Consider the following 17,874-nt stretch of genomic DNA (forward strand, 5'->3'; position numbering starts at 1 on the left):
CCGGCCGCCGGACTCTTCGATTTGACCTACTATTTCAATGACTTGACCCTCGATTCCGGGCGCCGGGAGCTGCGCCGCGGCAATGCCCTGGTGGCCGTCGAGCCGCAGGTCTTCGACCTGCTCGAGTTCCTGATCCGCGCCCGCGACCGTGTCGTCAGCCGCGACGAGGTGCTGGCGGCGGTCTGGCACGGGCGGATCGTCTCGGAAGCGACGCTCTCCAGCCGGGTCAATGCGGCACGGACCGCGATCGGCGACAATGGCGAGGAGCAGCGCCTGATCCGCACCCTACCCCGCAAGGGCCTCCGCTTTGTCGGCGATGTCAGGGAGCACAGCGCGGGCGATCATTCGGTTGCGGACAAGACCGCCGCGCCGCGGCCGAGCGAGGGTCCGTCGATCGCGGTGTTGCCCTTCACCAATATGAGCGGCGATCCCGAACAGGATTACTTCGCCGACGGGATCGCCGAGGACATCACCACCGCGCTGGCGCGCTGCAGCCGCCTCACCGTGATCGCGCGCAACTCCGCCTTCACCTACAAGGGCCAGGCGGTCGACATCCGCCAGGTCGGGCGCGATCTCGGCGTCGGCTATGTGCTCGAAGGCAGCGTCCGCCGCGGCGGCGACCGCCTGCGCATCACCGGACAGTTGATCGACGCCGTCTCCGGCGCGCATCTGTGGGCCGACCGCTTCGACGGCGCGGCGACCGACGTGTTCGACCTGCAGGACCGCATCACCGAGAACGTGGTCGGCGCGATCGAGCCGACCCTGCTGGTCGCGGAAGCCGAGCGGGTGCGGACGGCGCCGCCGGACAGGCTCGACGCCTACGACCTGCTGCTGCGCGCTTACAGCCTGAGGTACGAGTTCACGCCCGAAAGCATGGTTGCCGCGCTCGATTGCCTCGACCAGGCGCTGGCGCTCGCCCCCGCTTACGCGCCCGCGCTGGCGGCGTCGGCCTATTGCCATGCGATGCGCCATGTCCAGGGCTGGCTGAAGCCGAACGACGCCTATCGGGAACGCGCGGTCGCGCAGGCCTGGCGCGCGGTCGAGCTCGCGCCCGGTGATCCGCAGGTGCTGTGGATGGCCGCGTTCGCGATCTGGAATATGGCCGACGAGATCGAACCCGCGCGCGACTTGTTCGAGCGGTCGCTGGCGATCAACCCGAACTCGGCGATGGCGCTCGTCCTCTGCGGCTGGATCGAGGCGATGCGCGGCAACCAGCAGACCGGCCGCGCGATGATCGAGCGCGCACAGCGGCTGAACCCGCGCGACCCGCGCGGCTGGTTCGCTTCCGCCGCGCTGGCAATCTGCGCGGTGCTCGACGAGAATTTTGCCGAAGCGGTGATGTGGGCCGACAAGGCGCTGGCACAGAACCGGCGCTTCGCGGTGGCGCTGCGCGTCTTGATCGTGGCGCTGGTGAAGACCGGCGACACCGAGCGCGCGACCCAGATCGCGCGCGAACTGCTCAAGGTCGATCCGGAGTTCACGATCTCCGGATTCCTGTCACGGATCCCGTTCCCGGTGGAAGCGATGTCCGCGACTTATCGCGAGACGCTGAGGGCGGCCGGCGTGCCGGACTGACGCCGTTCTGCCCGTGGGCAATTTCGAGCGAAGTGGATACCGGTTCGCGAAAGGAAAACGCAGCGCCGCCGAGGCTTACGCGACCGCGAGCTTCCGTTGCTTGCGCGTCGCCCCCTGACCGTCCAGGAACCCCGACTTCAGCACGATCTCCAGCGTCGTCTCGAAGTGACTGGAGAGTAGCGCGCATGCGCGCGGGGCATCCCGATCGAGGGTCGCCTCCATGATGGCTCTGTGTTCGGCGTCAACGTCGCGATGGTCGAAGACATAAGGCGCAGCCATCCGCCGATAGCGTTCTGCCTGCAAGAACATCATGTCGCGAAGCTTCAATCTCCATGGGCTGCCGCAAGCGGCGATCAGGCTGTCGTGGAATTCGGCGTGAAGCTCAGTCCAAGTCGTGCTGACGGTGTTGTCCTCCGCGGACTTGAGCCCAGTGCGCGACAACTGATGATAGGCTGAAAGGATCTTGCCTTCCCAACCCAGGTCGCCACGTTCGATCGCGAGCTGGAGGCACCGAACCTCAGCCTCGATGCGGATGTTGGTGAGGTCCCGGAGATCGTCGACGGAAATCGGCGCTGCGATGAAGCCGCGCTGAGGCGTGTTTTGCACGAGGCCGTCGGACGTCAGACGGGACAATGCCTCCCTCACGGCGCCGATGCTGACATCCATCGATTTGCGGATCGAATCGATCCGCAACTGCTCGCCAGGCGCGAACCGGCCGTTCAAGAGACTGTTTTTCAACGACTTATAGGTTTCGGACGTCTTGCTGGTGCTCATGGCCGGCCTCTCCTCCTGCGAAAATGGCATATGATGCCGTTTTCTTCAAATAGTGAGTTTTATGGATTGAAAATGTATTTTTCTGTGATAATTCTCTTTTCAAGAATAGAACAGAGCGTCCCTTCGACTGGCCCCAGGCCAGAGTGTGGAACAGGATGCAAGAAGGAGGAGGAGGATGATGCAGGCCAAGTTCGACCCGAAAGTCTTTCAACTCGGCTTTGTTGCGCTGGAGACAGCCGACATAGAGCGCACCAAGGATCACTATCTGAAGACCATCGGCATGGCCGAAACGGCACGAGGAGACGATGGCGCCTCGTATCTGTCGGTCGGCTACAATCATCACGATCTTGTCTTGCGGCCGGCAAAGCAGAAGGCGCTGCTGCACCTCGGCTATCAGTTGAAGCCACACATCTCGGTTGCGGACTTCACGCGGCAGGTTCGCGATCTCGGGCTACCCGCCACGATCAAGACAGATAGCCAGCCCGGCATTTCCGAACTGGTCGAAGTCGAAGCGCCGGGCGCGAACATCTTCCAGTTCTACAGCGCCGCCGAGGCCCCGGCGCCTGGCTTCGCCAAGAGCGGCGTCGCGCCCCTGCGACTCGGCCATGTCGCCGTCATGTCCTCGGACGGTGACAAGCTCATCCGCTTCTATCGGGACTTCCTTGGGTTCTTCCCGACGGACGACATCGGCAAGCTTGCATTTTTCTTCACCTGCAATCGCGACCACCACGTCGTCAACATCTTGAACGTCCCGGAGTCGCGCGTGCATCACATCGCGTTCCAGTTGAGGGACAACGCTCATCATGCCGTCGCGGCCGACGCGTTGCGCGCGGCAGGCGCAAAAACCCTCTGGGGGCCGTCGCGCCACACGGCGGGTCACAATCTTGCCGGCTACCACTATGACCCCGATAAGGTGCTCGTGGAGCTCTACACGGAGATGGACGTTTTCATTCCGGAGTTGGGCTTACATGAGCCGCGTCCCTGGCATGAGTATTCCCCGATGAAGCCGAGGAGCTGGGGGCTCGACGAACTGAACGCCTGGGGCTCCGAGTTCGCCTTCAACCTCGCCGCTGGTTGAACCGAGCCCACCGCCTAATCTCGCGGATTGGATGACGATAAGGCGCCGGGCATCAGCAAGGCGCTTGCGGGAGACTGTTGTCTAAAGAGCAACCAAATCAGGGATGGAGTGCGATCATGAAGACGGAAACGCGTGTCCTCATCGTTGGCGGGGGCGGAGCTGGGCTCACCACATCGATGCTGCTCTCGCAGCTTGGGATCGACCATATATTGGTCTCGGCCCTGTCTCACACCTCCTTGCTTCCCAAGGCTCACGTTCTCAATCAGAGGACGATGGAGATCTTTGAGGAGTTGGGCGTCGCCGAGCGCATATTTGCGCGCAGCACTCCGCCCGAGAACATGAAGGCGACCGCCTGGTATGCGGGCGTCACCGGCAATCATGACGGCTACGGGCGCCGGCTTGGACATCTCGAAGTCTGGGGCGGCGGTTACACGGACCCCGATTTCATCGCCGCGAGCCCGTTCCGCACCGCCAACCTGCCGCAGATCAGGCTGGAGCCGCTGCTCAAACAGCGGGCCGAGGAGATGGGTGGCGACATCCGCTTCGGCCATGAAGTCATGGGCTATCAGCAGGACGCCGACGGCGTCACCGCTGAGATCAAGATTCGCGAGACGGGCGACACCTATCGCGTACGCTGCGAATACCTCCTCGGCTGCGACGGCGGCCGCACCATCGGCAAGCTCGCGGGAATCGAGCTCGAGGGGCAGCGCAATCTCATGCGCATGGTCTCCTCGCACATCTCCTACGATTTCTCGAAATTCCTCAAAGACGAGGACGTCCTGATCCGCTGGCTCGTCAATCCGGATTTCGGCGGCTCGTGGGCGAGCGGCGTGCTCGTCGCGATGGGTCCCGACCATTGGGGCACGAAGTCCGAGGAATGGGTGCTGCATCTGCAATTTGCGATGGACGACGAAAGCGCCCTCGACGATTCCAAGGTTCTCGAACGCATGCGCGCGACGCTGGGCATACCCGACTTCTCGCCCGTGATCCATTACATCAGCCGCTGGACGATGGAGGGCGTGCTCGCCAACAAGTTCCAGTCGGGTCGAGTCCTTGTCGTCGGCGACGCCGGGCACCGCCATCCGCCGACCGGAGGCCTTGGCCTCAACAGCGCGGTTCATGACGCCTATAATCTCTGCTGGAAGCTCGCCGCCGTGCTGCGTGGCAAGGCCGGCCCGGGACTTCTCCAGACCTATGGCGTCGAGCGCCGGCCGGTCGACGGCGCCAATGTTGAGGCCGCCGTCAACGCCGCCCTCAACCACTACACGATCGACCGCGCCCTCCTCCTCTCGCCGGAAAAGACGGCGGAGCAGAACTGGAGCGAGATCCGCCCGCTGTGGGAGGACCTGCCGGACTCGGCGCAAAAACGTCATGCGCTCAATTCCGCGATCGTCTCGCAGACGATGGAGTTCCGCCATCACAACGTCGAGTTCGGCTACGTCTATGATTCCAGCGCCGTGGTCGGAGACGGCACGCCTCCGCGCGCCCCGCTCGACAAGGTGCGCATCTACGAGCCGAGCACCAAGCCCGGCCATCCACTACCGCACGCCTGGATCGAAAAGGAAGGCAAGCGGGTCGCGCTCAACACGCTGGTTCACGGCGGCAAGTTCGTTCTCATCGCCGGCGAGAACGGCCAGCCTTGGATCGACGCCGCACAGAAGGTCGCCAGGCAATTCGGCATCGATCTGACCGCGGTGCGGATCGGCATTCTCGAAGGCGACTATGTTGACGCCCGCTGCGCCTGGACCAAGCAGCGCGAAATCTCGTCCGAGGGCGCAGTGATCGTTCGCCCGGACCGCTACATCGGATTCCGCAGCGCCAACGCAGTCGCGGACCCCGAAGCGGCTCTGTCAGGAGCACTGCGCCAGATCCTGGATCGCAATTGAGGATCAATCGGTGCACGGCTCGCGGCGCCCCTCTCTTGGAGTCGCCGCCCCCCGAATCTGCATGACCTAAGCCAAAGAGGAAACCAATGAAGCTCTTCCGACATGGGCCGTCCGGCGCCGAGGCCGCCGGCGCGGTGGACGCCAAAGGCGTCAAGCGCGATTTGTCGCTGCTCGTCCCGGATCTTACGCCCGACTGGCTGTCGCCGGCGAAGCTCAAGGCGTTGCAGGCGATCGACCTGGAGAAACTGCCTGCGGTCGCTGAGGGCGCACGCATCGGCGCCCCCGTCGGCGGCACGCGCCAGTTCATCGCCATCGGGCTCAACTACCGCAAGCACGCGGCGGAGTCAGGCATGACGCCGCCGAAAGAGCCGCTGGTGTTCAACAAGGCGCTCACCTGCATCCAGGGGCCGAATGACGACGTCGTGCAGCCGGAGGGTTCGGAGAAGCTCGACTGGGAGCTTGAGCTCGGCGTTTATATCGGGACCAAGGCGCAGCGGGTGAGCAAGGCGGATGCGCTGAAGCACGTTGCCGGCTATTGCCTCGCCAATGACGTCTCGGAGCGAGACTGGCAGGCCAACCGCAGCGGTCAATGGGTCAAGGGCAAGAGTTTCGACACCTTCGGTCCACTCGGGCCGTGGCTGGTGACGGCAGACGAAATCCCTGATCCGCAGAATATTCCGCTGTCGCTCTCGGTGAACGGTGCCCGGCGCCAGAGCAGCAACACCAGCGACATGATCTTCTCGGTCGCCGAGATCGTCGCCCATCTGAGCCTCTTCATGACGCTGCTGCCCGGCGACGTGATCGTGACCGGGACGCCCGAAGGCGTCGGCGGCGGCATGAAGCCGCCGCAGTTCCTGAAGCGCGGCGACATTGTGGAACTCGTCGGCGGCGTTCTCGGAGAACAGCGTCAGAAGATCGTCTGACTGCACGTACCGTCGCGGCTGGGCGTCACGACATCTGGTCTTCGCCCGCAACGATGCTTCCGTAGTTACCGAACTTCACCTGGAAGATGATTGGTGTTCCGAAACCTGAGGAGGTCGCATGTCAAACGCTCGACGCATCGACACACCCGCTCATATCGTTCCGCCCTTCTATGAGGAATGGCTAGCGACCAAGAACGTCAATGCGGGCGGGCTGCCCATTCCGACCTGGCGTGTGGAGTCGACCCTCGACTTCATGGAGGCAAATGGAATCGAGACCTCCATCATGGCGGTGTCGACACCCGGCGTAGAACCGGGAGACCGCGATGCCGCTGCGCGGTCGCGCTGCGCGTCTTGATCGTGGCGCTGGTGAAGACCGGCGACACCAAGCGCGCGACCCAGATCGCGCGCGAACTGCTCAAGGTCGATCCGGAGTTCACGATCTCCGGATTCCTGTCACGGATTCCGTTCCCGGTGGAATCGATGTCCGCGACCTGCCGCGAGACGTTGAGAGCGGCCGGCGTGCCGGACTGACGCCGCCCGGGGGACGCGACCATCATTCACCAGTGGTGCGCCGGGCGGCTTATTTGGCAGCATCGGCCTGATGGCGGTCCATTCCTCGTCTTAGAGTTCGCAGCGTATAGTTCAGCCCGCTTCGGTCAAAGATTCGAATCATGGCTCGGCAGTCAGGCTCAATGAGCCCGTGCCGACGCGAGCGGTCGCGATGTGCCCGGAAGCGGACGCATTATACTCACCTTGAGTTTTGTCGAGTTTGACCCAATGCGGAAGTCCTGAACTTGCCGCACCTGTCATCAGGCGGAAAGCTGTGCAAGCAATTCTTCGGTCGTGACGATGGCGTGGGCATAGGTCGGCCCGTTGATGGCGTGGGCGGCGTGCATCGCCTCGGGGCTGAAGGCCGCGGTGGCGTCCTTGACCAACGTGACGTGATAGCCGAGCTCCATGCCGAAGCGGCCGGTCGCTTCGATACAGGTGTTGGCGATCATGCCGATTAGGATCACGCGTCTGATGCCATGCTGCTTGAGCTGGAGATCGAGATCGGTATTTGCGAAGCCGCTCGATCCCCAGTGTTCGCCGACAACGACATCGCCGGGTTGCGGCTGGAAGTCGTCGTGGAAAGTGCCGCCCCAACTGTCTCTGGCAAACACCTGCGCTTTGGCGGAGCCAAGCTGGTACGGCGACGGGTTGTCAAAGTACACATAATCGCCTGGTGTCCAGCGGTGATGCGGCACAAAGACGATTTTAAGTCCACGCGTGCGCGCCGCGGCGACCACCTCGCGCAAGTGGTCAAGCAGCTTGACGTCCTCCGCGATCGCCTTGACGCGCGGCCAGAGCTTGCCGCCATCGGACAGAAAATCGTTGTACGGGTCTACCAGCAGGATCGCGGTGCTTGAAGGATCGTAACCCATGACGGCCTCCCGGGCGGAGTAAGCTCGACCACAAGATGTCACATCACCGCTTTCGCGGCTTCGCGGATCACCTCAAGCACGGCTTTCGGCTGGGACAGCATGGGGACATGGCTCGATTTGAGCTCGACGATCTTCGCACCCATGCGCTTCGCGGCGAAGCGCTCCAGCTGGGGGTTAACGGTGCGGTCCTCCGTCGCCACGATCGACCAGCTCGGCTTCGAGCGCCAGGCGACGCCGTCGAGCTTCTGCGTGAAGAGATCGAGCGCCGGCGCAAAGTGCGTCGCATAGACGATGCCCTGCTCCTCGGCGGACAAGTCGCCGGCGAAGCAGAACACGCCTTCCGGTTTCACCCAGACGCGCCCATCCGCAACTTCGATGTGGTTGAAGACGTCCGTTTTTGGAAACTGATCCTGCTGGCCCTGCGAAGTCTCGGTCTCGTCAGGCCCGAGCGCCGCGATGTAGACCAGCGCGGCAACGCGCTTGTCCATGCCGGCGTGCGTGATGACGGTGCCGCCATACGAATGGCCGACAAGGACGATCGGCCCCTTCACCCGCCCGAACGTGCGGATCGTCGCGTCGACATCGCCCTTCAGCGTATCGAGGCCATACTGTGCAGCCATCACGTCGTGGCCTTCGGCCCGCAGAGCCGGGATCAGCTTCTGGAAGCAAGAGCCGTCGGCCCAGATTCCGTGAGCGAAGACGATGCTTGGTTTGGCCATTAGCAATCTCCTGATCTGTTGCGTCACCGCAGATGCTGATTGAGAAATTCGCGTGTTCGACCGTTCGCCAGCACTGCCGCCGTTGCGTTGTAGTGTGTCCCGTTGTGTCGGGAGAACGCGTGACGCTGACCCGGATAGCTGTAGACGGTTGCGTTCGGCTTCCTCGATAGCGCGGCCGTGATCTGCGCCTGCGCCGGCTTCGGGATGAACTCGTCCTCCTCGCCAAGGTGCATCAGCAAGGGAGCGCGCAAACCACCGACTTCGCCGAGGTATTTTTCCGTGTCGCTGCCATGGTAGGCGACAGCGGCGGAGACCTCATGGCGGGCCGCCGTGATGAACGCCATCAGCGCGCCAAGGCAGTAGCCTTGCAGGGCAACCCGTGCGGTGGATTCGGGCAGGTTGGCCGCAGCGCGGATGGTTTGCGCGATGTCGCGGACCCCGGCGTCGCGATCATACGCGCCGTAGAGCTGCAGGCCGTGCTGCCAGTCGGCTTCCGATCTCACGTCGAGATCGACGCTCGGCTCCTGTCGCCAGAACAGATCCGGCGCGATTGCGATGAATCCCTGCGACGCCAGCTCATCGCAGGTCGTTCTGATGTCGGCGTTGACGCCGAACAACTCCTGGAGCACGACCACCGCGGGGGCTGGTCGGCTTGCGGGCCGCGCGATGTAAGCGTGGAACGATCCGTCCGGAGCGTTGATGAGGAGTTGATTGTCCATGAGCTCGGCCTAAAGATTTCCGATGTGACGCCCGAGGTTCCGCTCGAAATCTCCGGCCTGCCCGATTCCCCGCTCGCGCAGCTTCGGCAATCGCTCCTTCGCGCCATCCCATGAGAAGGTTTGGAAGAAGATATCCTGCGTGGCCTTGAGCGCGACCGGATCGGGCAAGCCGGCCTGGTTGACGATCAACTTCACCGTCTGCAACGCCTGCCGATCGAACGAGAGCACACGGCGGACGAAATCGGCGACGAAGGCGTCGAGTTCGGCGTCAGGCAGGGCGCGATTGATCCAGCCGTACCGTTCGGCGGTATCGGCGTCGAAATCGTTCGCGCCCATGACGATCTCGAGGGCGCGAGACCGGCCGACAAGGGGCGGCAACCGCTGAAGCGCTCCGCCTCCCGGTATCAATCCGGTGCCGACCTCCGGCTGTCCGAAAATCGCCTTCTCGCGACTGGCGAAGCGGATGTCGCACGCAAGGGCGAATTCACTTCCGCCGCCGCGAACTCGTCCCCGTATGACGGCGATGCTCAGCACGCCGCTTCTCGCCAGCCGCGTCGCGGCATCAATCCACGGCGGCACACCGAAACGGCTGCGCGGCCCCGCCGTGCCGTAATGCGCGATGAAGAAATCTGGATTCGCGCTTTCGAACGTCACGACCTTGAGCGCCGCATCGGCCTCGATCTCTCCGACGAGGTCATAGAACGCATCGTACATGCCATCGTCGATCACGTTGATCGGCGGGTTGTCCAGTGTGACGCGCCAATGGCCCGGCGTTGATTTATCGACAAGCAAGGTCTGCATGGCGTTGCTCACTCGCGTCTCGCCCCTCGCGCGCACGGTATGGTGGGCGGCGCGCGCAAAATTGTACGGATTTGACCGCATTGAAAAAATCAGTCGAAAAAACCCTGCCGCAGAGAGTGCCGCCGACGACTTTGCCGCTGTTTTTATGACGGCCGACAGATTATGCTGTTCCTGCCGGGACGGTGATGCTCGCGTTGAGGCCGCGAGAATGTTCGTCACTTTGCAACTGTGATGGAGGCAATGATGGCTGCGGATGCAATCGAGGACGACCTTTCCAGACGCTTCCGGATAGAACGACCAGCGACCCTTCTGGCGCGCAACTCCTCGAAAGCACGCGTCGTGTTTTCGCGCATGCGGAGCAATCATCCGATGCGTGGGCGTTCGCTGGCCGCCTCACCGCAAGAAGCTTTTGCATTCCATGTTCCGTTATCGGTGCCGTTCTTCTCGAACTTGTGGACGGCGGGACGGCGCAGGGAAGTGCCCGATTGGCGTCTCGGCCACGCGCAGCTCGTTGACCTCGGTGACGGTCCGGTCGTCAGTTTGGATACTCCCTTCGATTCGATCCGCTTTGGCATCACGCAGGTCGCGCTTGACGAGATGGCCAACGAGGCCGGAATCCCCCGAGTGAGAGGACTTTACGCGCCGAACTTCGGCGCCCGCGACCCGATCATGTATGGTCTGGCGCAAGCGCTCGCCGGCGCGATGGAGCAGCCGGGCGAGGGAACTGCGATGTTTGCCGACTGCATCGCGCTGGCTTTTTTTGCTCACATCGTGCGCGCATACGGCAGCATCCCGATTGGGGGACGGAACGCCCGCGGCGGGCTCGCGGCGTGGCAGCTGAAGCGCGCCCGCGACCTTCTCAATGTCAATCTGGCCCACGATCCTTCGATCGAGGAGATCGCGCATGAGTGCGGGCTTTCGAGCAGCTACTTTGCGCGGGCGTTCAAGCGGTCGACGGGCGTTCCACCCAGCCGATGGTTGACCAAAATGCGCGTCGAGCGCGCCAAAGAACTCTTGAAGGACCCGCGCTGCGAGCTCGCCGAAATTGCCCTTCAGTGCGGCTTCGTCGACCAAAGCCATTTCACGCGCGTATTTTCCAAGAGCGAGGGTTACAGCCCGGGCCGGTGGCGGCGTCTTCACCGTCTATAGTGTTGAGCTTGAGGAATGTCCGCTTGTGGCCCTTCGGCGAACTCGGGAGATGTCCGCTTTTCCGCCGCTGTTGCGGTTAAGCGGACATCAGGTGCCGGCCGCTCAATGAGTACACGGCTTACGCAGTACTACTCCAGTCGCCTGGCCGCTCCGATGAAGCGAGCACTACAATCCCGGTGATCTCGCCGCCCAAGCCTTGGTGGCCTGGCAGCTTTCCATCGCTCGAACGTAGGCCGGGCGTGCCGTCGTGCGGGCGAGATAGTCCCGCTCGGTAGAACCGGGGACGTAGTTGCCGGTTCGCATGCCGAGCAGGAGGGCGTAGCTCACCGAGATATCGGCAGCAGTGAATCGGTCGCCGGCGAGATAGGGGCAATCCGCGAGGCGACGGATAACCAACCCCAGCCGGCTCTCGAAGGTCTCGAGAGCCCAGCAGGTCACCCGGGCATCTCGCTCGGCTTCGGGCGCCAGTTGGCGACCGACAATGACGGCGTTCATCGGCCCGGCGAGGCCGGCCTCGCCCAAGTGGAGAAATTGCAGATAAGAAGCGAAGGCGGGATCGTTCGGGCCGACGGCAAGCGAACCTGAGCCGTGGCGGGCGAGCAGGTACTCAAGGATCGCGATCGATTCGACCATGATCGTCTCGCCGTCCTGCAGTGCGGGAATGAAGCCGGCGGGGTTGATCGCGAGGAAATCGCGATCATTCTCGACTGCGAACAGATCGACCGGGCGCAGCCGATAGGCCAATCCCAGTTCCTCGAGCAGCCAAACGACACGGAAGCCACGACCTTCGCCATAGACGGTGAGCATAGTTGAGCGTTCCTGGATTGGGCTGGATGAACGAACTCGCAGAGGCAGGCCGCCGCGCAATGGACTATCGATGGCGCATCATGCACGCAAGGCTTGGCGCATCTACTTTACCGACGTTCATCCTACTGGCGACGGACCTCAGCGGCAGCCCGGCATTTTCTCGGCCAGCGCTCGGATGGCGGGCTACCCGAAGGTCTACAACATCGAGATGGACCCGCACGAAGACCTCATCGTGGGAGGCATGTTTAGCTGGGTGTCAGAGCCGGCGCTCAAGCAGGTCGATGAATATTTGGAAACGGTCAAGAAATATCCCAATCCGCCCGCGCCTAACATCACGCAGTTCCATGGTGGCCGCGGTTAACTTGGAGACTGGTGTCTATTGTCCGTTGTTGGCCCGAATGCGAAGTCCAGCTGGGTTGTTAAATTGTCAGCTTATCAGGATGAAACCGGAAGTGGCCAGTTGAGGCTCGGATAGGCGCTTTTGATCCTGAGCAGACCGCCGCAACTTCCGGTCTAGCCCGTCTCATGGCCGCTAAGTGCTACGGGGCGACCTCATCGACATCGCCGTGTCCGCTTTACTTCCAGGTGGTACTCCTAAGGTGGACGTGGGGACTGACGCAGTGTCATGTCCGCTTTGTTGCATTGATTTAGATCAACGTCGTCTCTACCGAACGGTCATTACTTCCGGTTGCACTTTAGGAAAGTCTAGACCGCGCTTCGCCGTCCGCAAACACAAAAGCTACCGCACAGATGCCGATATTGGACCATCGTCCGACATCGACCGAGGATTCCGCCAGGTGGCATGCATCGGCTGGGGGGTAACGCATTGAGAGCGAAGCCTGAGCTAACGCACCATATCGCCATTTGTGATGGTGCTTCCGATATCGATAAAATGATCTGGATACCCGGCGGCACATTTCGCATGGGGTCGGACAAGCATTATCCGGAAGAAGCACCTGCGCATCGCGTTACGGCGGACGGCTTCTGGATGGACCACCACCCGGTGACAAACCGGCAATTCAAGGAGTTCACAAAAGCCACCGGGTACGTCACCGTCGCCGAGATCACACCTGACCCCAAGGATTATCCGGGAATGCTCCCGCATATGATCTATGCGGGCTCGCTAGTGTTTTCTCCGCCCAAGCACGCCGTCAGCCTGCGCGACTTCAGCCAGTGGTGGAGCTTCGCCAAGGGTGCACACTGGCGGCGTCCCTACGGACCCAATAGCAACATCCATGCGCTCGACCATCATCCCGTCGTGCATGTGGCCTTCAACGACGCGCTTGCCTACGCGCAATGGGCTGGCAAAGAATTGCCGACCGAAGCGGAGTGGGAGTTTGCGGCGCGCGGCGGGCTCGACGGCGCCGAATATGCGTGGGGCGATGAGTTTATGCCGCACGACCGTCACATGGCCAACACCTGGCAGGGTGATTTTCCGCACCAAAACACCAATGCCGACGGCTTCGAACGTACCTCGCCAGTCACCGCATTCCCGCCGAATGGCCACGGACTTTACGACATGATCGGCAACGTCTGGGAATGGACGGCCGACTGGTATTCGCCAAAGCATCAGGCGGAAGCGGCCAAGGCCTGCTGCATCCCGAAGAACCCGCGCGGCGGGCGCGAGGCCGACAGCTACGATCCCCGAACGACCAACGTGAAGATTCCACAGAAGGTCGTCAAAGGCGGCTCGCATTTGTGCGCGCCGAACTACTGCCGCCGCTATCGGCCAGCTGCGCGGCACGCGCAGCCGATCGACACCTCGACGAGTCACATTGGCTTTCGGTGCGTCAGGCGAGAAGCCTCCAATGCACCACAACCGGGAGAGTGACCATGTTTGATTGCATTCTCAAGAACAAGCCGCGCGCTGCGCCAAGCGTGCCGCCGAGGAGGACCTCGGGTTGGCACAAGCGGGCCGCTACATTCCTCGGAGCAACGACGCTCGTGACGTTGTCGTTGAGCGGGCTGACAAGCATGCCCGCTGCGGCACAGCAGCAGAAGCCCAACATCCTCTTCATCATGGGTGACGACATCGGCTGGATGCAACCAAGCATCTACCACCGCGGATTGATGGTCGGAGAGACGCCGAACATCGATCGCATCGGCAATGAAGGCGCGATGTTCACGAACTATTACGCCGAACAGAGCTGCACGGCGGGGCGTACAGCCTTCCTCACCGGCATGCAGCCGGTTCGCGTCGGCATGGTCTTGCCAGAAATTCCCGGCAGCCCATCCTACCTTCGGACGGGGACGCCGACGCTTGCCAAGTTCCTGCTCGATCTCGGCTACACAACCGGCGAATTTGGCAAGAACCATCTCGGCGACCACACCGAGTCGCTGCCGACCGCGCAAGGCTTCCAGGAGTACTGGGGCTATCTCTATCACCTCGACGCCATGCAAGGGGTGAGCTTCCCGGACATCAACAAAACCCCGACCCTGCAGACCCTTGCCCCGCCATGCCAGAACACACCGATCCCGGGCGTGGCCGAGGTCCCCGGCGCCGTGGATCCCAGGACCACGGTCTGCCTGACGCCGCCGCGGCCAATGCTGGCGTGCAAGTCCTCGGACGGCACCGCAAAAAATATGATGTGCAAGGATGAGGGCCCGCTGACCCTCGATCGATCGAAGACCGTGGACGAGGAAATCTCGGCGAAGGTCGTTGACTACCTCGATCGCAATGACCCGAAGAAGACCAACAAGCCTTTCTTCGTCTGGTACAACCCGGCGCGCATGCACATCACGACCGTGCTGCCGGACAAGTACCTGGCCATGGTGGGCGAGCCCGGCGGCAAGGACTGGGGCGTCAACGAAGCCGGCATGAAGCAGATGGATGACAACATCGGCGTCGTGCTGAAGAAGCTCGAAGACATGGGCCAGCTCAACAACACCATCGTCGTATTCACCACCGACAACGGCGCCGAGACTATCACCTTCCCGGACGGCGGCACCACGCCGTTCAAGGGCGGCAAGCTGAGCACCTGGGAGGGCGGCATGCGCGCTCCGATGGTGATCCGCTGGCCGGGCGTCATCAAGCCCGGCACGATCAAGAACGAAATGTTTTCCGCTCTTGATTGGCTCCCGACGTTCGTCGAGATCGCCGGCGGGCCCAAGGGCGACGCACTGAAGCAACAGGTCGAGGCCGGCTATCCCAATATGGTCAAGACCACCCTCGACGGTGTTAATCAGACCGATTATCTGAGCGGCAAGTCGGACAAGTCGCCCCGCGACCACTTCCTGTATTACTCCGGCAAGGAGCCGTCTGCGGTCCGCTACAAGAACTGGAAGATGTACTTCGCGATGGTGTCCGACGCACCGGCGGGCTTCATTAACGGTGTGCGGCCCTATTCCTGGACCCAGGTCGTCAACATCAAGCGCGATCCCTTCGAGACCTCCGTTGGCGAACAGCAGAAGACGCTGTTCGGCATGGGCGGAGCGATCGCGTCTCCGTCGACCGCCTATGTCTATGACTGGAACATGCTGCCTATCGGACAGCAGCTGTGGCTGAGGCACCTCGAGACTTTCATCAAATTCCCGCCGCTGCAGGACCCTGCCAGCTACAACCTGGAACAGGTCATGCAGCGAGTGAAGGACATGAGGAACGCCGGCGCCAGCGACTAGTCGGACGCCTCGGGTCGCGATTTGCGAACAACACGAGAGGCGGCCGGCCTCAAGGACCGGCCGCTTCTGTGCGGCGCTGGGAGAAACCTACCATGAGATGAAAAAATGAGTGTGGTTTGGAAATCGGTGGAAGCGCTGCAAATTGCTTTCAATCCCAATCGAGGCTGCGCGATCGATTTACAACTGACGCTCGATCAGCGGCCTCGAAGCTCATCCCACCGAATGGCCCGAGGGACTGACCTGCCAGTTTGTGGGAATCAATCGCCGAAAGGGAGTTCGGTCATGAAATGCAGTAAGCGGTCGTTTACCGTCATGTCCTTCGCAGTGTCTCTATTGCTGAGCATCGGGACACTCAATGCGCGTGACGCCGATCTCACCTCTCTCACTTTTGCGGCGGCTCAGACCGCTAATCGGCAGTGCACAAATACCTGTCGTGCGCGATATCGCGACTGCCTGTCCTTGAAGCAAATACCATCCTCCGAGTGTCGGGGCATTTACCAGGATTGTAACCGCTACACCTGCAATGCTGGTTCATCTGGTCGTCCGTCTTGGTCAGGGTTTCCAAGGTAATTGATCATGAAGGCCGCCCGCGCATCTCGCCCGTGCTGACCGGGTGATGGAATGGGCCGCTCCACTTCCGATATTGGCCCCATAGCTGACGGTCTGGACGACCATCGAGAACGTCGGCTCTCCGGAGTGAACCGGAAGTCCCAATGTTCGGTCGCAATCGGCGGCTTTTGACCCATAACGGTCATTGTGAAGTTGATGGACATATCATGGTGTTCCTCCACCGATTGAGCCCGTTACCGTCCAGGATCGGAGTGCCCAACCTAACTGAGGCACGCGAACACCTTGGCTTCCGGCTAGCCTCGCAGACAATGTCGCAGCCTACTCGCGCCCAGTGTCCGTCGGCACGCTCGCGGCTTTGAAGGGCGCATCAACACGAGATCGTTAATCGCGCAATCGATCTTAAATAACGTGCCTTCCATCGAAAAAGAGGAAAAGGGGTTGCGATTATAATCACACGCTCAAGGCCCAGTAACTCGATGAAAATAGGGTTTGATGGATGGCTGCCAAGGAAATTCTAGGAAAGCATTTGCCTACAGTCGCCATCCTCGTGATCGCCGCGGTGATCGCATGGGCTGCCATTATAGTGTTGCGCAACATGCCGCCGTTCACAATCGCTATGGCGACTGGACCCGAGGGAAGCGCCTATTACCAGTACGGTCAACGCTATCGCGAAGAACTCGCGAAGGCAGGCGTGGATGTGCGACTGGTGACCACTGCGGGCTCGCCGGAAAACATAGCTTTGCTGCAGGACCCACGTTCCGGGGTTAGTGTGGGTTTTATCCGGGGCGGCACTGCTGGCGCAAGCGCTTCGCGCGAACTCGAATCGCTTGGGGCAGTCTCCTATCAACCGTTGTGGCTTTTCCATAAGCGCGAGTTGCTGCTAGCGGACGGGTTTATGGGTCTGCGGGGCCGGAAGATATCAATTGGTCCCGTCGACAGCGGCACTCAAACACTATCGCTCGAACTGCTCAAACGTAACAGAATTGATGAACGGGTTAGCGAATTGCTGAACCTGGCTCCAGAAATAGCGGGCGAAAAGCTCATGGGCGGGGAGATCGACGCGATGCTAACGCTGAACTCTTGGGAATCACCCATTGTTCAGACGCTTCTCGCCGACGACCGCATCGAGATTACAAGTTTCCCACGTGCGGATGCGTATGTCGCGCTGTATCCCTATCTGAATAAGGTTGTGGTACCTAGGGGTGTGGGCAACCTGGCAAAGGATCTGCCACCAGCCGACGTTGTTTTGCTCGCGCCGAAAGCTAGTCTCGTCGTTCGCAAGGATCTGCATTCAGCAATTCAATACTTGCTGCTGAATGCGGCCGTGCAGATCCATTCGGGGCCCGGCATTTTTCAGCACGCTGCTCAATTCCCAGCCGCTCAATCTATCGACGTTCCCCTAAGCAGTGAGGCAAATCGGTTTTACAAGTCTGGGCCGCCATTCCTGCAGAATTATCTTCCTTTTTGGATGGTTGAACTGGTCGGAAGGCTATTAGTACTGCTCATTCCGGTTATCGGCTTGCTCTATCCGATTATAAGATTTCTGCCGTCATTTTACGATTGGCTAATGCGAACAAAGATTTTTCGGCTGTACGGCGAGCTGAGATTTCTGGATGATACTATATCGAGCCCCACCGAACGCGACACGGCTGCAATGATCGCGAAGCTCGATCAGCTTGAAGAACAAGCTGACAGTCTCAAGCTACCGGCCGCCTACGCGAGTATGCTATATATGTTGCGAAATCACATCGATCTTGTGCGGGCCAAACTGCAAAAAAGGCTGACGAATTGACAAATGGCATCCTCCCGCCTTCGGCCCATCGCATCATAT

Annotated in this window: 18 protein-coding genes; 12 read left to right on the forward strand and 6 right to left on the reverse strand. The window is 61.4% G+C overall.

Features of this window, described 5'->3' with window-relative positions:
• Positions 1 to 21: 21 nt before the first annotated feature.
• Positions 22 to 1,575, forward strand: a complete 1,554-nt coding sequence (locus tag ACE10Z_RS27045) for a winged helix-turn-helix domain-containing tetratricopeptide repeat protein (protein WP_375783480.1) — start codon at positions 22 to 24, stop codon at positions 1,573 to 1,575.
• A 75-nt stretch (positions 1,576 to 1,650) separates the two neighbouring features.
• Here the strand turns inward: ACE10Z_RS27045 and ACE10Z_RS27050 are convergent, their stop codons facing one another.
• A complete protein-coding gene (locus ACE10Z_RS27050; RefSeq protein WP_375783481.1) occupies positions 1,651 to 2,349 on the reverse strand; it encodes a GntR family transcriptional regulator in 699 nt (232 codons plus the stop codon).
• Between the two features lie 175 nt (positions 2,350 to 2,524).
• Between ACE10Z_RS27050 and ACE10Z_RS27055 the strand changes: the two genes are divergently transcribed.
• The 5 genes from ACE10Z_RS27055 to ACE10Z_RS27075 all read left to right on the forward strand — a co-directional run bounded on the left by ACE10Z_RS27055 (position 2,525) and on the right by ACE10Z_RS27075 (position 6,767).
• Positions 2,525 to 3,427 carry a VOC family protein gene (locus tag ACE10Z_RS27055; RefSeq protein ID WP_375783482.1) on the forward strand — a complete coding sequence of 301 codons (903 nt, stop codon included), beginning with the start codon at positions 2,525 to 2,527 and terminating at the stop codon, positions 3,425 to 3,427.
• 116 nt (positions 3,428 to 3,543) lie between these two features.
• Positions 3,544 to 5,313 carry an FAD-dependent monooxygenase gene (locus ACE10Z_RS27060; RefSeq protein WP_375783483.1) on the forward strand — a complete coding sequence of 590 codons (1,770 nt, stop codon included), beginning with the start codon at positions 3,544 to 3,546 and terminating at the stop codon, positions 5,311 to 5,313.
• Between the two features lie 86 nt (positions 5,314 to 5,399).
• The gene (locus tag ACE10Z_RS27065) at positions 5,400 to 6,236 is read left to right on the forward strand and encodes a fumarylacetoacetate hydrolase family protein (protein WP_375783484.1); all 837 of its coding nucleotides are present in this window, start codon (positions 5,400 to 5,402) and stop codon (positions 6,234 to 6,236) included.
• Positions 6,237 to 6,354: 118 nt separating this feature from the next.
• Entirely contained in the window at positions 6,355 to 6,591 is a 237-nt protein-coding gene (locus ACE10Z_RS27070) for a hypothetical protein (RefSeq protein WP_375783485.1), read from the forward strand.
• 2 nt (positions 6,592 to 6,593) lie between these two features.
• Positions 6,594 to 6,767, forward strand: coding sequence for a hypothetical protein (locus ACE10Z_RS27075; protein WP_375783486.1), 174 nt, complete (start codon positions 6,594 to 6,596; stop codon positions 6,765 to 6,767).
• Between the two features lie 278 nt (positions 6,768 to 7,045).
• Here the strand turns inward: ACE10Z_RS27075 and ACE10Z_RS27080 are convergent, their stop codons facing one another.
• The 4 genes from ACE10Z_RS27080 to ACE10Z_RS27095 are packed head-to-tail and all read right to left on the reverse strand — an operon-like array spanning position 7,046 to position 9,911.
• Positions 7,046 to 7,660 carry an isochorismatase family cysteine hydrolase gene (locus tag ACE10Z_RS27080; RefSeq protein ID WP_375783487.1) on the reverse strand — a complete coding sequence of 205 codons (615 nt, stop codon included), beginning with the start codon at positions 7,658 to 7,660 and terminating at the stop codon, positions 7,046 to 7,048.
• A 38-nt stretch (positions 7,661 to 7,698) separates the two neighbouring features.
• Positions 7,699 to 8,379, reverse strand: coding sequence for an alpha/beta fold hydrolase (locus ACE10Z_RS27085; RefSeq protein WP_375783488.1), 681 nt, complete (start codon positions 8,377 to 8,379; stop codon positions 7,699 to 7,701).
• Between the two features lie 23 nt (positions 8,380 to 8,402).
• A complete protein-coding gene (locus ACE10Z_RS27090) occupies positions 8,403 to 9,098 on the reverse strand; it encodes a dienelactone hydrolase family protein (protein ID WP_375783489.1) in 696 nt (231 codons plus the stop codon).
• Between the two features lie 9 nt (positions 9,099 to 9,107).
• Positions 9,108 to 9,911, reverse strand: coding sequence for an enoyl-CoA hydratase/isomerase family protein (locus tag ACE10Z_RS27095; RefSeq protein ID WP_375783490.1), 804 nt, complete (start codon positions 9,909 to 9,911; stop codon positions 9,108 to 9,110).
• Here ACE10Z_RS27095 and ACE10Z_RS27100 point away from each other — a divergent pair.
• Both ACE10Z_RS27100 and ACE10Z_RS27105 read left to right on the forward strand, forming a co-directional pair.
• Positions 9,898 to 10,131, forward strand: a complete 234-nt coding sequence (locus tag ACE10Z_RS27100) for a hypothetical protein (protein WP_375783491.1) — start codon at positions 9,898 to 9,900, stop codon at positions 10,129 to 10,131. The two genes, ACE10Z_RS27095 and ACE10Z_RS27100, sit on opposite strands and share 14 nt — an antisense overlap.
• An 11-nt stretch (positions 10,132 to 10,142) precedes the next feature.
• Complete coding sequence (locus ACE10Z_RS27105; protein WP_375783492.1) at positions 10,143 to 11,048, forward strand: helix-turn-helix domain-containing protein; 906 nt, start codon at positions 10,143 to 10,145, stop codon at positions 11,046 to 11,048.
• Between the two features lie 165 nt (positions 11,049 to 11,213).
• On the opposite strand, the gene ACE10Z_RS27110 is transcribed toward ACE10Z_RS27105, so the two are convergent.
• A complete protein-coding gene (locus ACE10Z_RS27110; RefSeq protein WP_375783493.1) occupies positions 11,214 to 11,855 on the reverse strand; it encodes a glutathione S-transferase family protein in 642 nt (213 codons plus the stop codon).
• 70 nt (positions 11,856 to 11,925) lie between these two features.
• Here ACE10Z_RS27110 and ACE10Z_RS27115 point away from each other — a divergent pair, with 70 nt between their 5' ends.
• From ACE10Z_RS27115 to ACE10Z_RS27130, 4 genes are all read left to right on the forward strand, one after another.
• The gene (locus ACE10Z_RS27115) at positions 11,926 to 12,216 is read left to right on the forward strand and encodes a hypothetical protein (protein WP_375783494.1); all 291 of its coding nucleotides are present in this window, start codon (positions 11,926 to 11,928) and stop codon (positions 12,214 to 12,216) included.
• Positions 12,217 to 12,747: 531 nt separating this feature from the next.
• Entirely contained in the window at positions 12,748 to 13,686 is a 939-nt protein-coding gene (locus ACE10Z_RS27120) for a formylglycine-generating enzyme family protein (RefSeq protein WP_375783495.1), read from the forward strand.
• Between the two features lie 143 nt (positions 13,687 to 13,829).
• Complete coding sequence (locus tag ACE10Z_RS27125; RefSeq protein WP_375789929.1) at positions 13,830 to 15,473, forward strand: arylsulfatase; 1,644 nt, start codon at positions 13,830 to 13,832, stop codon at positions 15,471 to 15,473.
• 1,066 nt (positions 15,474 to 16,539) lie between these two features.
• Entirely contained in the window at positions 16,540 to 17,835 is a 1,296-nt protein-coding gene (locus ACE10Z_RS27130) for a TAXI family TRAP transporter solute-binding subunit (RefSeq protein ID WP_375783496.1), read from the forward strand.
• Positions 17,836 to 17,874: the final 39 nt, after the last annotated feature.

Source organism: Bradyrhizobium sp. Pha-3 (genome assembly GCF_042258615.1).
Lineage (GTDB): Bacteria > Pseudomonadota > Alphaproteobacteria > Rhizobiales > Xanthobacteraceae > Bradyrhizobium.